Consider the following 15,109-nt stretch of genomic DNA (forward strand, 5'->3'; position numbering starts at 1 on the left):
CAACTAATTTTTACCCTTTTTATTATTTTTACCTTTTTCATCAACAATACCATCTTTCTTCTCATCCTTTGATTTTCTTTTTCTAATTTTCAAATCAATTGGTGGCAATTTATCTTCATTATTTTCAATAATACCTTCAGTATCAATAATTTCTTCAATTGTAGGTGCAATAAACTCATTCCAATTACATGATTTTTTAATTTCAAGATTATAACTTGCTATATTTCCGGATATAGAAGTGAGTCTATTATTATTTTCTTCAAATAACACATTTACGCATAAATTAGCATCTCTTTGTATTTCACCTATCATATCATCTAATTGTTTATTTATATAACTGTACAAACTAGACAAGGTTATATTCTTTTCTAGAAACGATCCTTGAACAGCTATCGGTTCCTTAGGATATATATTTCTTAAATTTATTGAATTAAACATTCTTGCATAATGATTTAATTCCTTATTTTTATTTATATTTAAAAATGTACTCTTTCTAAATATTATATAGACAGTTTTTGAATTTATATCAAAAAGTGCTACAAAACTCCATAGAGGGCCTCTATTTACTATATAACATTTAAATCCAGTATTTTTAAAATTTTGTTCTACATCATCAAATAAATAGTTCCATCTATCTTGATATCTTCCATTATTAGTTTTAAATCCTCTATTTAATAAATGTTCATGTAACTGGCCTCTTGAATCATTAATAGCCTTTATAATTAGCTTTATATATTTCTCATCCAATAACTTTTCTGGAATATTAACATTTAACATATTAACTCACTCTCCTAGAAAATATATAGTAATCATACCATATATTTAAAATTAGTCAAGTAAACCAATGCAAATTGATTAATAATTAAAGTTGTCTATTGGTGAGCATATACATCTGCCCATTGAGCTATATTTTTCAAAATCTCTCTACGCCTCCTGTAACCTGTACTTCTAACTCCTCCGTACATTTTATTGGCTATCCAATCAACACTTTTATTTAACTTGTATTTATAAATAATAAAGTCCATCATTTCTTTTGACATTGGAGGGATCGTCAGCACTTTTTTCAACCCATCTGTATTTCTCTTTAATTGCCTTATTCTTTTCTTGTTCCCACGGATCTTTCTTTCAACATATTCAAGTTCATCCTCAAGCTTTTCAATTTCTCTTATTATTCCTTTCTCTGCTACACTTTCCCCTGTAGAACTTGTCTGAACTCTTTCATCAAAACTAGGACTCATATGCATATCCGGAACAACACTTACATTACAGTGTTTTATATCCAATTTAATACTTTCTTCTTGATCCTCAAGGCCCTTACATTCGATTTCAAGAATGCTTATCTCATTCAAATCTCTAAAATATCCATACAACTTTCCTTCTACATTTTTAAATGTTTCTTTGCCCAACACTGCGTTCCCTCCTCAAAACATTTATTACTTACATTTAGTTTTAAATACATGTACACCCACAACTATTATTCCTACAAATGCCACCATGGATGCAATGTATAAACCTGCAAATTCCATTAACACTTTCACAGCACCACTCCTTAACCTCATGTATAAATAATTCAATTCTGCACATACTATTATTATGTAAAACATCAGTAGCCTTCTTTGATTAATTTTTTTGCCAGGGATATCAAATCCCTGGTTTTTATTTTTCTTTAATTCTCTTTTCAATGTCAGCTTTTTCAGCCTGTAACTTAGCTACTTTCTTAAAATCTCTTTCTATTTCCGCATCCTGAATATCTCTATTTATCTGTGCTAATTTTTGCCTGTAAAACTCAGTCATTATCATATTTCCATCTCCCTTTGATACATAAAAATACCGTATTGCGTATTAAATTTCTTTAACATAAACCTGGCCATCTTTTGCTGTGTGAAAGATATTTTTTTCGGTTGTCATTAAATAAGAAACTCCAGGTGTGACTAAAACCTTCATTCCTGTAACTATTGTATTGTGTCATAAAATAAAACAAATTGTAAACAAGTGTACTTGTCATATTGCAAAGTAAACTTGACATAACCATTTGTATATGATACCATTCAATTACTGGAGGTGTTTTCTTGGATGATAAAACTAATTTAAATAATCGATTAAAAGTTGCACGTGCTGAACTTAACATTTCGCAACAACAACTTGCAACTATGGCAGGCGTAAGCCGTCAAACAATAAGTTCTATAGAAACTGGTCAATACTGTCCAACTGCTAAATTAGCATTAATCCTTGCAAAATGTTTACAAAAAAAGTTTGAAGATTTATTTTATTTGGAGGAGGAATAAAAATGTTTAGAAAAAACAACAAACAAGGTAAAAATACTTCTATTTACGGCATTATAGACGAAAGAACAAAAAGTGTTGTGTATCAAGGAGATGCTTACGCTTGTAGATTTATGATGTTTGCAACCCTCTTAGATATATTTATAAGAGGATTGAACCTAAGCAATTCACTTATAGAATCAAACTTTGACCTAATATTAATTGTGATAATTGGAGGTTTAATATCAACAGCTTATCAAATTAAAAATAAGGTTATTTCTTATCATTCTTCTGCTCGTAGTTTTATTGTTATTGCAGTGTTTACAGCATTTATTGCATTCTTAATAACATTTTTCTATGCAAAATAATCATTGTTTTTATGACTGTGTTTACTAAATATAGAATCTTCACAACCTTTTTCAAATTAAATCTTAAATCACTGCAAAGGTAAAGTATTAATAACTCTAAAATAATATTTAGGGTTATTATTTTTTATAATAATTGTCTTTGAGTAAACTCTGTTGAAAGTATTAACTAGACTTCATATTATAATGTTAGTTAATTTTATCCCCTCTAACACTAGATTAATTTCCTTATATAGCACATTTTCAAAGATAACTGTTCATACTTTAAATTTAAATGGTCATATCTTATTTTTTTCAACAGCTGCACCTCTGGTGCACCTACTATTTGATTTACGAATAAAAAAAGCACTATAAAATTCAAACTTGAATAATACAGTGTTTTATAAAATATTACATTTCTTAATAATTATAAAAAGCAAGATAGATGGTGTGAATTTTAAATTATAAAACTCAGTTTACTTGCAACGTTCGTTTAATATTTGTTTTAATTCTGGTTGTTTAGCATAATATTCATAGTTTATACAAATACCATCCTTAGATCCTCCATTGGTAATTTCAATATTATTATTATTATTTTTTGTATATACCTCTATTGCAGACATAGGTGATGGCCATGAATGTAAAGCAGCTGCATAATCAAAATAATCATATACTTTTATACTATTTAATAATTCTATAATCTTTACTTGCTCATCTTTAGGTATATCCTTTTCTCCACTTTTCCCATATAATATTACTTTGTCAACATTACTCTCCTCAATAGGTAAACTTGGCACTCCAAAATGTAAAACTTGTTGTTTTTTTAATTTTTTATCGCTTAATGAATGTATATTGCTTCCTAAATATAAGGTATAAGCTCCAGGTGTATATCCATCATATGGATGAGCAATTAAAATACTTTTGCCATCGTCACACAAGCTAATGTTTAAATTTAATGAATTACCACTTATGTCTTTTATTGCTATTGCATTTTTAGTTAAATCATCTAAACAGATATTATCTGAGAACTTTACAATCCAATCTTTGTTTTTATCTACTACTCTGTTATCTGTAATTTGTAATGCATACACTTTACTACCCATAATAACAAATACAAATGTTATTATAATTAAAATTAATTTACTTGATTGTTTTTCTATTTTTTTCATTTGATATACCCTCCCATAAAGAAAACTTTAATTCATAATAAACTATGTTTTAACTTTATGATAATTATAATATGCTTATATGTCAAATATTGCATACTTTTTTAATAAACGTAAAATAGTATTATTCTATAAATTTACTGCATTATTCAATTTTCAAAGAACATTTATATATTTAGATTTATTGATTAATTCATCTAAATATCATTTTGCGCATTAATTCAAACGTATTTCACCATTTACTTTCGTAATTCATTCTCCTTCTGCCCTTCTATGGTCAAACATACTAATCTGCTTATCTGCTTTTTTAAGCATCTTAAAATCATCCTCGTTAAACCCATCAAGTATATTAGGTATCGGACTCATTGTGGTCTCCCATCCATATCCTAATGTTCCTATTACTTCTTTCCACCCTACTACATCCGGAGTATTAAGTTTATTTCCATCTATCTGTCTTAAGCAACTGTAAATTAAAGCAATTACCTGTTCTTCAGAAATTCTTTCCATCCAAAACTCTCTACTCTCGATTATAAATTCATAGCCTGTAATAAGAGTTAATTGTTTTGGAGCTTTCCGGATCCACATTACTTCATCACTTCGTTTTACTTCATCTCCAACATAGTCCGTATCCTCAACAAATAAGATTTTATTTACATTCACATTTGTAAACTCAGGAACCTTCTCTTTAAACTTATCTTTTATCTTCTGAGCTAAAGGGGTATAAAACTCATTCTTTATCCAATGCTTAAGATCATACTTGCCATTATTTAATTTTCTTATCTTTTGTATCTGGCCGTTTCCAGTGGCTTGAACATACTGCAGATTATATCCGATACAATCTATTTCCTTTACTGTTGCATTGGTCTTATCATCAATAATTTTTATTCTAGGCATTTTTCTTACTCTCCCTTCTCTTTTTCTTGAGTTCCTTAAAATCAATCCATCCACTTTCACTATATTTCAAACTTCTTGAAATCCACCTAAAATCCATATCAGGATGAAGATGTTTAAGCATCTTGAATTTAAGCTCCCCCTGTGGTGTACTGTCTCCTTTAACATCAACATATATCTCCGTACCATCTATGTTATAGATTAAAAAATCTAACGTATATGTTGCCGGCCTTTCTTTTTCACCCTTGTATACAAAAGCTGGTATCAGAGTAAACTTAGGCTGCAACTCAAAATTCTCTATTAACCCTTTCGCCTTAAGCTTTTTCAAATACTCATAATATCTGGCTTCATCTTTTGAATCAAACCTGATCCCATCTACAGTTATTTTTCTGGCATTATATTTGCTTTTCATGATTTTCACCTACTTTGATAGTATTCTAAAACTCACATACACTATGTTTTAATCGATTCTAATTTCAAAGAATATATTTATACTGTTTGTACACTTATCTCTAAAATTTGCCCTATTTTCGATTAAATTCTGCTGTTATTTATGGATCATATTACCTGCACATCTCCAACACAGAAATCAATATACTTAAAACTTTCTCTGCTATTTTCTCTTTGTACTACCACAAGCCATTCTGTTTTATCTGCAACAGTGCCCCTCACAGTTCTATATTTATTGCACCCTATGTTTATATAAGCTCCATGAGTAAATCTTATTTTTAACTTTATCTTTTGGCCCATTTTAAATAACTTAGCCATCTTTCTAACATTTTCAATAGAACAATATTGGCTTCTTACCTCTGCTGACGATTTACGTGATTTCACCAAATCCATTTCGTATCCAATCATGTTTACAAGCGTTGGACTGCAGCCTAATTTAGCTGCAATATCTTTTTGTCTCATGATACCCCAGTTAGCTTTCACAAAATCATTTCTTGCTTTTGTCCTTTCAAACAACACTGGTATTACTATCACCCCCTATGAAATTCTTAAGTTTCACTTTTTAACCATCCTCCCAACCTAGAAGTTTTTTCTCAATGTCTTTTATTTCCTGACTGCTGTAACCGCGACCTTTAAAGTTAAATGTGCTTTTTTTACTTGAATTGTCATATCTTTTTTCAAGTTTCTGTTTCCTGCTATATTTAAAACTTTTCTTATCAGCAATAACCGCTTTAACAGTTTTTAGCTGATTATTCAGCCATCTATTCAATACCTTTTTAACGTATCTAATATCCCTTACGTTAGCTTCTACTGCTTCCTGTAATGCTAATTTAATTGCTGCAGGCTCCATACCATCTTTCACATAACTCTCTAAAACCTCAGTTTCAAAAGGCGTTATAAGATGACCAAAATTATTATTAAAAAATTCCATGTAATCAGAGTTATCCACATTATGCACATTATCCACAGGTACATTTTCTATAGTAGTAGGAGTAGTAGTAGTATTATCTATATCTACTTCTCCTTCTATATCTATACCGTTAGGTAACGTTACATTTACGTTATCTTTTTTTTCTGTAACATTATCTTCGTTTTTATTTTCTTCATTTTCATTTTTGCCTTCTTCTAATTCTTTCTTTTTAGCTCTATGTTTTGCTACTCTTTTTCTAGTCTGTTCTCTAACCTTATCCATACCCTCAACATTTTGATGCTTCTCCCAGTTAGTTATTTTCAAATCATCATTTTCAGACCTTTGAATCATTCCAAATTTTTTCAAAGTATCTAAGGCAAGCCTTACAGAATTAAGAGGTCTGTTAAATATTGTTGAAAGCATTTCATCAGTATATGGAACATCCTCTGAAAGAAATATATATCCTCCTGCATTTGTTTTTCCTGCCTGTACTAAAAGGCGCATCCAGATATAAAATATAGTGTCCCTCTCAGGCATTGCGTCTATTAATTTAATTTTTTCATCATCAAACATATTTGTTGTTATCTTAATCCACTTAATTTCTGCCATGCTCATGCCTCCTTAGCTAAATAAATCGATCTTTAACTCTTTATCTGCAATATATACTGGCTTTCCAGTTAACTTTTCAATTTCTTCTCTAAATTGATCCTCATTACTGTTGTCATTGCTTAAATGCAATAAAACTATTTCCTTAGTTTTACTTAAGTCTGTAACCTTTAAAAATTCTTTAACATTATCAAAACTGAAATGTGATTTTAACAACCTATTGGCCAACACAGAATGTACCAATCCAGCTTCAATATTCCTATTTAAAATATCCATGCTGTAGTTACATTCGATCATAATGTGATTAAGCCCTGAAAACTTGTATTGACAATAATAGCTGTCAGTAATAAATAACATTTTTCCAAAATCACTATGATATATTAAAAATCCTAAAGGATCTGCTGCATCATGCTGAGTCTTTATAGGTAATATTGTAAATTGACCTATATTAAATTGTTCCTCGGCTCTAATTATTTTTGCCCTATAGTTTTTAATATTTATTGCTTTCAATGTTTCCTCACTTGTATAAACATCTATTGCATTGTTTAATACATCATTTACTGCTTTACTGTGGTCTTTATGTTCGTGACTAATCAAACACCCCACAACATTTCTTAAATCAAAATTTAAGCCTTTTAAAATAGTCTTGTAAGATAATCCACATTCAATAATCAAAGTTTCATCTTTATTTTGGAGTAAATAGCAGTTACCACTGCTACCACTCCCTAGCACTTTAAGTTTCATCAAAACCCTGGTCCTTCCACTTCAGTCTTCTCTAAGCTATCTTTATTACTGTCTTCATCTGACTGTACATCTTTAGGCTTAACATCAATTATGTTTTTAGATTTATCTTTACTGTTCTGATCCTGATTTTCACGTACCTCAACATCTATTTTCTTTTTATTAGCGTTGTCTTTTATTTCTTCTTTAACCTCGTATTCAACATTGCCTACCATATCTTTTTCATCATAGGCTTTATCCGTGTTATTAAAAGCTTCAATTAAAAGGTCGCTATCATCTGAAGTGTTTGCATACATCTTACAAGCCCTGTTTATTACTGTTTTCTTCGCCATTTCATCAGTAAAATTATTATGAGCTTTTGATTTTCCTGTCTTATAAGCAATACCTTGTCCCCATGCCTTTTGTATCTGATTAATGTTCATTACCTCAGTATGAATAGGACCGTTCTCTCCAATTACTACTGCAAACGCACCTTTGATTTTATTAATATCTATATTTTCAAACTTAGGATTAAATTTGCTAATGTTTAGCGTTGCTGTATCCAAATCATATGTTTCTTCAAATTCATCACCTTCATATATACAGTAAGCTTTTATATCCTTGACTCCTTCTAATCTTTTAGTTACTGCTACAGTCCCCATATAGCTTCTCATAAGCTGTAGCTGTTTTCCGTATACTACAAAATAACATTGCTTCTTAGCAGGTGTTAATCCCTGTAGACACATATCATATAATGAACCTATAATTGAGTTCTTAGTACATACTTCAAGTGCAGGTTTATCATTCTTATCTTTGACCTCTTGGAGCTGCAGCCATGCACTATTAAGTGCATTAGCTACAGAATAATTTTTGGGGAAAACTATCTCATTATTTTTTCTTAATTCATTAATCTTCGTTGTTACTTGGTTTAAAGCATCTTCCTTAGCCAAAGTTAAAGCTGTATTTTCACTTGTCATTTCGTATCACCCTTTCTTTGAATTTATCAACCTGCTAATTCTGTTTCTTCTACTTCCGAACTATTCTCAACTCTTAATTTCTTATCCATACCACTTACAACCAAATTAATTATTTGACTTTCTGTATCTATAAGCCTTGTGGTGCTTTCCCTGTTATCTATAAATATAGGAGCTTTAATTTCATAATGATTTGATAGTGTATTTATAATATCTATTCCAGCATTAATTCTGGCACCTGAGTTCAAGTTTGTTGAGAACGGAACCCCATCTATAAGAGGCTCACAATCCTCTTCAATCCCTCCGTTAACTTGGGCTTTAAAGAACCTAAACTTAACATATTTAAACTTAGAATTTATACTTGATTCCATAAGTTTAACTTTAGTTTTTATAAATTCATCACACATAAAATCTTGCTTTTCAAGGTCCGCAATTTGCTGTGCTAGAGCCTTTTCCTTATCCTGAAGTTCTTTAATCCTTGCATTTGTTCTATCATTAATTTCTTCATATTTTAAATCTTGATTGATATGTTCAAGTTCCATCTGTAAATTCTGCTTTTTCTCCTTCAATATATCAACTTGTGAATCTTTTTCTATTGGCCTAGATAACTCAGTTTCAAGTGCTTCTATCTGCTTTAATGTATTCTGATATTCTTTATTACTATTAAGATCAACAACTGCCTTAAAATTATCAAATTTACTTTGTAATTCATCCTTTTTATTATTAAAATCATCTAATTTTTTAAGTAATCCTTCTAATTCAGATTCATTTTCAGATATCTTTTTCTTATGCTTCTCAATTTCATCTGCCTTATTACTGCCCTTTCTAGTTATCTCTTTAAGAACTTTTGATTTATTTTGTTTAAAATTTTCTTCTAATTCCTGTTTGTGTTTTTCAACATCTTCATCATCAAAAGGCCTTTTACACAAAGGACATATGCGAGCATCTTCCGGAAGTTCAAATGATTTATTGTTTTCCTCATACCACTCTTTCCTTAAATTTTTAACATCAGTTTCAAGCGTTTTTATTAAATTAAGGTTATTATTTTTTTCAGATTCAATTGATTTGACATGAAATTTAATATCAGCTATTTCACCAGTAATACTGTATAATTCCTCTGCTATTTTGTCTTTACCACTTCCGGATTTCCGAAGTTCATCTCTTTCAATATCCTTAAGTTTGGATTTAAAACCATATAACTTATCTTTTTTCTTAAACACTTCATCATTTATTTTAGATTTATCTATAAGCTGCTCTTCTATATTATTTATCTTTGAAACTATTTCTTGTTTCTTAACCTCTAATTGTTGAAAATTAATATCATCCTTTACAGCCATGTTTAATTCATCAATTCTAGGCTGGATCGATTCTCTATCTTTAATCAATTTTTTTCTTGACGCGTTTATACTTTTTTTAAGTTCTTCTATACTCTTGTTTCCTAATAGATCTTTCAGAGGTTTCAAATCCTTTTTAGAATCAATAACATTTTCATCCGTAAGTTCACCTATAATATCCATAAGTATTTTCTTTCTGTCCTGCCATTTCATGTTGGTTGAAAAATATAAAGGATTAGTTACTAATTTGAATATATCTTCTGGAATAATACTGTTTATTTTTTCCTTATATTCACCCTGTTTTTTAGGTACATCATCAATGTAATAAGTAGTAGTTACACCTTTAAGCTCTGACTCAGGTTTCCCTTTAGGCTTAACCCATTTTTCTTTTAAAATCTTTCTCAAAACTGTTTTAACTCCATCTATTTCAAGTGACCCAGTAACTTCTGTATCAATCCTGTGGATTATATTATTACTCTTATCTAGTGGCTGCACATCAAATTTACTTATATTCTGACTATCCTTATCAAACAGCAGCCATGCAAATGCATCAAACACAGTAGTTTTACCCGTACCGTTATCTCCGTATATATTTGTTGTATTCTCAAAATCTATATCTAACTCTTTAATTCCTTTAAAATTCTTAAGATACAATCCTTTTAAAACAATTCTATTTGACATCTGTAAACCTCCAATTTGATTTTTTCCCCATTCTCATATAGAATAGGAATAGATTTATAAATTTCTTTTGGTCCTTTGGCAGAGGGCCTTTTTTATTTGTAATAAATCTCTTACCTGTTCATCTGTAGCAGTAGTAATATCTTGACATATGGTTTGCCCTGTTCTCATGTCATAGAGTTCATCACCATCAATATCATATTTGACCTTGTCTACAGCCTCCTTATATCCATAGTTTTCATCTTGTACTAGATGCTGCACTTCAGATATTTTTCTTTCAAGTACATTCATTGATTCACCTTCCTTTCAAACACTTGTCAGAACTTTAAAACTTATTCTTGCAATAGCAACCATCTGATTTAAACTTGTCCTTTTACCAAACTTGACACGATTTTCTCTTATATCATCCGTAGTTATTTTTAAAACTTCCTTAAACTCTTGGTCTGTTACTTCAATGCCTCCATTCTCAAATAATTGTTTTATCATCATTTTTTCCTCCTTCCTTTAATACCAGCTTCCATCTTTTAAAATATGCAGCCAGTCACCATCACTTAAAATAACTTTAAGATACTTACTGCCCATTCTTTTTACGAAAGTTGGTGCATGATCCTCTGGATGCTCCCAAGACTTATAAAATTTCTTACAAAACCTTTTAAAAAGTTCTTCGTCTTTATCATCCAATTTGCTGTACCCTTTTGCCGCCTCTATATTAAACACTTTTCACTTCCTCTATAAACCACTTACCATGTAAAATTTCTTCTGCTGAAATTGCATTGTAATCATCGTCCATTAACTTGGAACTAGAACTAACGCCTGGATTATATGAGTATCTTTTACTTTCATATAGGCAATAAATTACTTTTCCATTCTCAAACGCTTTAAGAGCATCCATTACATCCACATGTTCATCTACAAGCCTGAATCTACTTCTAATACTGAAGTTTGATAATATAGGCTCACCTTCTTGATTTACAATTCTGCCATCCCCATCTAATGCAATTACTTGTCCTTCATCCGTCCTATAAGATTCCTCACTAACAAATTGAAATTTTAAATTTGGATTTCTTTCGAGCTTGTCTATTGTCTGTTTTAACGTGTACTCTTGCATACGTTTTTTCCTCCTTTAATATCTAATTGGTTTTAATATATACAACCTTCTATAAAACTCTTTTTTCTTTTGAAATCTTATCAAGCCATTCATCAAACATTGTTCTATTAATAAGAAACTTCGAACCAACCTTAAATCTAGGAAAATCTGAATTAGGATTATGAGCTAGTTCCAAAATCTTGTCACGACCAATCCCACTATATTTAACACAACTATCTATAGTTAAAGTTGCTTTTTCATCAGTTCCTTTTTCATTTGAAACCTCTTCCAGAGCTTCCTTTATAGCATCTTTAATTGTTTCTTTAAAATTAATGTTTTGCGACATTTCCATAATTAAACTCTCCTTTCTCTCCAAAACTTTTCTGAACCCAAAGTTTTAATTCACGAGATTCTTTTTCAATTTTGTCTAATGTTTTAACAACATGATCTAGCTTTGGTTTTTCATCTTCTGTAATAATTCCATCCTCTGTAATATCTAATAACTCCTTTTTAACCTCATCAATGTTTTCTAGTGAAGATACAATTTGAATTGTAATTCTGTCCATTTCTAAAACTTCAATGTGTGGAACACTATGTTTTCCTATAGGACACTGCTCACAACAAAAATAATTTTCTAATTCAGGAGCATTATAAATATCAGCCATCATTAAAATTTCTTCTGGATATGCACAGATACTATCAAGCTCTATTCGTGCAAGCCTTGTCCTATCAATTCCAATTACTTCTGCAGCTCCTTCCCTACTGTTTAATTTGTCATTATTATTAGCAGCTTTAATTCGTGCCTTATAATATACGTTATCTGCTGCCTTCGTAGCTTTTCTTGGCATTTATCTCACTTCCTTTTACTGTTAAAATCAATGCATAAGTTAAGCATTGCATTTGTTGTCTATTTGGCAACTTTATTATCAAAAAAAATATCGTAAAAAAATATGAATGCCGGATCTCGTTTAAATATTTGGCTAATTTTTCGTATTTCAGTTTCTGAGAAATCGGTAATACCATTTTCTTTCCTGTTGTAAGTAGATTCTGATATACCAATTTTCTTTGCCAAATCAGCTTGTTTTAAATTATATTCCATCCTCAGTCCTTTTAATTTAAAATTAACCTTTCGTGCCATTTATTTCACCTCATTTCATTTGTTACCTATTTGGTAACTTTATTATATTATACGTTTGGCAACTTGTCAATTAATTTTAATAAAAATATTTTATTTTTGGCAACTAAGTTGTCATTATTGGCAACTAAATGATATTATTGTTTTAAAGAGGTGTTATTATGGCAACTTTCACTCAAAGAATGAAAGAATTAAGACGTGAAAAAAATATAACATTAGAAAACCTAGCAAAAGCTTTGAATACAACAAAATCAACTTTATCAAGATATGAAAATAATTTAAGAACCCCTAATGTGGATTTTATTAACCAATTAGCCAAGTACTTCAATGTGTCAGTAGATTACTTACTTGGGAATTCAGATGATAAAACCTTTCCTGATTCTAAAGAAGATACGCCAGAAGAAAAGATATCAAAATTAGTGAAAGAAAATAAAATAAGAACATTGGCAGCACATTTTGATGGTGAAGATATAACAGATGATGATGTTGAAGATATAAAAAATTTTATAGAATTTGTTGTTCAAAAAAGGAAGAATAAAGACAAATAACTTATTTTCGATACGGAGGGATTCTATGACATATGACGAACTTCTTGAGGAAGTAGAATCACAAGGTATAGATGTCTTTGAGATGAACATAGGAAAACATAAGGGATTGTATGCAGATAATACTATAGCTGTATCTAAAGACATAAAAACAACCAAAGAAAAGGTATGTGTTCTTGCCGAAGAATTAGGCCATCACCATAAAACTTCTGGAGAGATCCTCGGCAAGAAAAATATAAACAAAATAAAACAAGAAAAAATGGCTAGAAATTGGGGATACGAAAAACTAGTAGGAATTGTACAATTAATAAATGCTTTTGAAAAAGGTATTAGAAGCAAACATGATTTAGCTGAATATTTAAATGTCACAGAAAAATTTTTGGAACAAGCTATCCAACATTATAAAGAAAAATATGGTGTACATTATAAAATAGATAATTACATTATTTATTTTGAACCAACGCTATTTATTGCGAAAATGTTCTAAAAGAATTGATTTTAATATTAACTCAAAGGAAAAAAATGCATAAGTAAAGATTTTATCAGGAGCAGTGTCTCCTATATATTTTTTAATTTTATATCGAACAAAAGTTCTGTCAAGGAGGTACTTAAATGGCAACAAAAACAAACTTTACTTCTAATGGAAAAAAATATTATAGAATAAACTATGATATTGGTATGGATGCTGATGGGAAAAGAATTAGGAAACAATTTGTTGGTAAAAGCAGAAAAGAAGCTGAAAAAAAGAAACTAGACTACATAAATAAAATGAATGCTGGTTTAAAAGATGCAAAAAATATGTGGCTTGCACAAACATTAAAAAGTTGGCTATTTGAAGTTGTAAAAATGTCTGGTAATATAAAACCAACTACATTTGCAAGATATGAAGGATTATATAGAAATTACATAGAAAATTCTCCTATAGGATGTATGAGTTTAGATAAATTGGAATCAATACAAATACAGAGATATTATAATAAGCTATTTAGACAAGGTAAAAGCAGCAATCAAATTAACTATGTAAATAAATTTTTAAAACAATTTTTAAATTATGCGGTTGACTGTGGGTATATTCTCAAGAACCCATGTAGTGGCAAAAAGGTTGCTATTCCAAAAGAAAACTCAGATAAAGTATCTGAAAGGCATATACCTGTATTTAATAATGAAGATCTAACAAAAATCATTAAAGCTGAAAACTCTAAAATTAAATACATTGCTCTATTTTCTTTATCAACAGGAATGAGGCGTGGAGAAATAATTGGCTTAAAAGAAAATGACATTGACTATAAGTTAAAAGAAATCCATATTAGAAGAACTGTGGCAACTACTACAATTTTTGATGATAACAATAAAAGAAGTAAACAAACTATAGTTCAAGAACCCAAAAGCAAAAACTCTAAAAGAACAATTCCACTCCCAGCATCATTAGTAGAAATAATCAAAGCTTCAATTAAAATTAAAAAATCAGAAAAACTAAAAGCTGGTAGTAGCTACTGCAAAGACAACTTGGACTACATATTTCTAAGTGAACAAGGTAATTTAATTAATGCTGGAAATTTGGACAAGACATGGTCAAAATTCTTAAGGTCCTTAAACATTCCTCACAAAAAATTTCATGCTTTAAGGCATACGTATGCTACTAAGCAATTTGAAAATAATATACCTTTAAAAACTATTTCTATGCTATTAGGTCACAGCAGTATTGAAATAACTGCCAATATTTATACTCATGTTTTAAAAAAAGAAAAAGAGAAATCAGCAGACATTTTAGCTGATATTAAAACTATGGTGTAAAAATGGTGTAAAATTTTAAAAAAGCACACCTTAAATCAAAAAACAAGAATGGCTTAACCATTGTAGTTAAGCCATTCTTTCATCTTTGGTAGTCCCTAGGAGAATCGAACTCCTGATTTCACCGTGAGAGGGTGACGTCTTAACCGCTTGACCAAGGGACCATATTTAATTTTCGCAATCAACATTTAATATTATATATCCTGCTTAACAATTA

24 protein-coding genes and 1 tRNA gene are annotated in these 15,109 nt (G+C 29.9%); 5 read left to right on the plus strand and 20 right to left on the minus strand.

The window, feature by feature from the left end:
• Positions 1-3 precede the first annotated feature (3 nt).
• From CLJU_RS15545 to CLJU_RS22650, 4 genes are all read right to left on the minus strand, one after another.
• Complete coding sequence (locus CLJU_RS15545) at positions 4-777, minus strand: DUF5986 family protein (protein WP_013239783.1); 774 nt, start codon at positions 775-777, stop codon at positions 4-6.
• Positions 778-872: 95 nt separating this feature from the next.
• Positions 873-1,409 carry a hypothetical protein gene (locus CLJU_RS15550; RefSeq protein WP_013239784.1) on the minus strand — a complete coding sequence of 179 codons (537 nt, stop codon included), beginning with the start codon at positions 1,407-1,409 and terminating at the stop codon, positions 873-875.
• A 24-nt stretch (positions 1,410-1,433) separates the two neighbouring features.
• Positions 1,434-1,682 (minus strand): hypothetical protein, encoded by a 249-nt coding sequence (locus tag CLJU_RS22395; protein WP_063562579.1) that lies wholly within the window; start codon positions 1,680-1,682, stop codon positions 1,434-1,436.
• Complete coding sequence (locus CLJU_RS22650) at positions 1,657-1,800, minus strand: hypothetical protein (RefSeq protein ID WP_013239785.1); 144 nt, start codon at positions 1,798-1,800, stop codon at positions 1,657-1,659. The genes CLJU_RS22395 and CLJU_RS22650 overlap by 26 nt, the downstream gene beginning before the upstream one ends.
• A 269-nt stretch (positions 1,801-2,069) precedes the next feature.
• Here CLJU_RS22650 and CLJU_RS15555 point away from each other — a divergent pair, with 269 nt between their 5' ends.
• A complete protein-coding gene (locus CLJU_RS15555; protein WP_013239786.1) occupies positions 2,070-2,285 on the plus strand; it encodes a helix-turn-helix transcriptional regulator in 216 nt (71 codons plus the stop codon).
• A gap of 2 nt (positions 2,286-2,287) precedes the next feature.
• The gene (locus CLJU_RS15560) at positions 2,288-2,629 is read left to right on the plus strand and encodes a hypothetical protein (RefSeq protein WP_013239787.1); all 342 of its coding nucleotides are present in this window, start codon (positions 2,288-2,290) and stop codon (positions 2,627-2,629) included.
• Between the two features lie 452 nt (positions 2,630-3,081).
• Here CLJU_RS15560 and CLJU_RS15565 read toward each other — a convergent pair whose 3' ends face one another.
• From CLJU_RS15565 to CLJU_RS15635, 15 genes are all read right to left on the minus strand, one after another.
• The gene (locus CLJU_RS15565) at positions 3,082-3,774 is read right to left on the minus strand and encodes a hypothetical protein (protein ID WP_013239788.1); all 693 of its coding nucleotides are present in this window, start codon (positions 3,772-3,774) and stop codon (positions 3,082-3,084) included.
• Between the two features lie 249 nt (positions 3,775-4,023).
• A complete protein-coding gene (locus CLJU_RS15570) occupies positions 4,024-4,665 on the minus strand; it encodes a putative metallopeptidase (protein WP_013239789.1) in 642 nt (213 codons plus the stop codon).
• Positions 4,658-5,074, minus strand: a complete 417-nt coding sequence (locus CLJU_RS15575; protein ID WP_013239790.1) for a DUF1064 domain-containing protein — start codon at positions 5,072-5,074, stop codon at positions 4,658-4,660. Before CLJU_RS15575 ends, CLJU_RS15570 begins: the two co-directional genes overlap by 8 nt.
• Positions 5,075-5,220: 146 nt before the next feature.
• Entirely contained in the window at positions 5,221-5,631 is a 411-nt protein-coding gene (locus tag CLJU_RS15580; RefSeq protein ID WP_013239791.1) for a hypothetical protein, read from the minus strand.
• Positions 5,632-5,674: 43 nt separating this feature from the next.
• A complete protein-coding gene (locus tag CLJU_RS21795; protein ID WP_013239792.1) occupies positions 5,675-6,631 on the minus strand; it encodes a phage replisome organizer N-terminal domain-containing protein in 957 nt (318 codons plus the stop codon).
• A gap of 12 nt (positions 6,632-6,643) precedes the next feature.
• Positions 6,644-7,372: an MBL fold metallo-hydrolase gene (locus CLJU_RS15590; protein ID WP_013239793.1), complete on the minus strand. Its 729-nt coding sequence runs from the start codon at positions 7,370-7,372 to the stop codon at positions 6,644-6,646.
• On the minus strand, positions 7,372-8,325 hold the full coding sequence (locus CLJU_RS15595) for a recombinase RecT (protein WP_013239794.1): 954 nt from the start codon (positions 8,323-8,325) through the stop codon (positions 7,372-7,374). The genes CLJU_RS15590 and CLJU_RS15595 overlap by 1 nt, the downstream gene beginning before the upstream one ends.
• Positions 8,326-8,351: 26 nt before the next feature.
• Complete coding sequence (locus CLJU_RS15600; protein WP_013239795.1) at positions 8,352-10,337, minus strand: AAA family ATPase; 1,986 nt, start codon at positions 10,335-10,337, stop codon at positions 8,352-8,354.
• A 54-nt stretch (positions 10,338-10,391) separates the two neighbouring features.
• Positions 10,392-10,625 (minus strand): hypothetical protein, encoded by a 234-nt coding sequence (locus CLJU_RS15605; RefSeq protein WP_013239796.1) that lies wholly within the window; start codon positions 10,623-10,625, stop codon positions 10,392-10,394.
• Positions 10,626-10,640: 15 nt separating this feature from the next.
• Positions 10,641-10,823: a hypothetical protein gene (locus CLJU_RS15610; protein WP_013239797.1), complete on the minus strand. Its 183-nt coding sequence runs from the start codon at positions 10,821-10,823 to the stop codon at positions 10,641-10,643.
• A gap of 15 nt (positions 10,824-10,838) precedes the next feature.
• Positions 10,839-11,051 (minus strand): hypothetical protein, encoded by a 213-nt coding sequence (locus tag CLJU_RS15615; RefSeq protein ID WP_013239798.1) that lies wholly within the window; start codon positions 11,049-11,051, stop codon positions 10,839-10,841.
• A complete protein-coding gene (locus tag CLJU_RS15620) occupies positions 11,044-11,442 on the minus strand; it encodes a hypothetical protein (RefSeq protein WP_013239799.1) in 399 nt (132 codons plus the stop codon). Before CLJU_RS15620 ends, CLJU_RS15615 begins: the two co-directional genes overlap by 8 nt.
• Positions 11,443-11,491: 49 nt before the next feature.
• Positions 11,492-11,773: an excisionase family DNA-binding protein gene (locus tag CLJU_RS15625; RefSeq protein ID WP_013239800.1), complete on the minus strand. Its 282-nt coding sequence runs from the start codon at positions 11,771-11,773 to the stop codon at positions 11,492-11,494.
• Positions 11,751-12,269, minus strand: coding sequence for a putative PII-like signaling protein (locus CLJU_RS15630; protein ID WP_013239801.1), 519 nt, complete (start codon positions 12,267-12,269; stop codon positions 11,751-11,753). Before CLJU_RS15630 ends, CLJU_RS15625 begins: the two co-directional genes overlap by 23 nt.
• A 59-nt stretch (positions 12,270-12,328) precedes the next feature.
• Entirely contained in the window at positions 12,329-12,559 is a 231-nt protein-coding gene (locus tag CLJU_RS15635) for a helix-turn-helix transcriptional regulator (RefSeq protein WP_013239802.1), read from the minus strand.
• Between the two features lie 158 nt (positions 12,560-12,717).
• On the opposite strand from CLJU_RS15635, the gene CLJU_RS23055 reads away from it, so the two are divergent.
• From CLJU_RS23055 to CLJU_RS15650, 3 genes are all read left to right on the plus strand, one after another.
• A complete protein-coding gene (locus tag CLJU_RS23055; protein WP_013239803.1) occupies positions 12,718-13,104 on the plus strand; it encodes a helix-turn-helix domain-containing protein in 387 nt (128 codons plus the stop codon).
• A gap of 25 nt (positions 13,105-13,129) precedes the next feature.
• Positions 13,130-13,588, plus strand: coding sequence for an ImmA/IrrE family metallo-endopeptidase (locus CLJU_RS15645; RefSeq protein ID WP_013239804.1), 459 nt, complete (start codon positions 13,130-13,132; stop codon positions 13,586-13,588).
• Positions 13,589-13,713: 125 nt separating this feature from the next.
• Positions 13,714-14,895: a tyrosine-type recombinase/integrase gene (locus CLJU_RS15650; protein ID WP_013239805.1), complete on the plus strand. Its 1,182-nt coding sequence runs from the start codon at positions 13,714-13,716 to the stop codon at positions 14,893-14,895.
• A gap of 86 nt (positions 14,896-14,981) precedes the next feature.
• Here the strand turns inward: CLJU_RS15650 and CLJU_RS15655 are convergent.
• A tRNA-Glu gene (locus CLJU_RS15655) sits at positions 14,982-15,056 on the minus strand.
• Positions 15,057-15,109 lie beyond the last annotated feature (53 nt).

Origin of the sequence: Clostridium ljungdahlii DSM 13528, from assembly GCF_000143685.1 — a bacterium.
GTDB classification, from domain to species: Bacteria; Bacillota; Clostridia; order Clostridiales; family Clostridiaceae; genus Clostridium_B; species Clostridium_B ljungdahlii.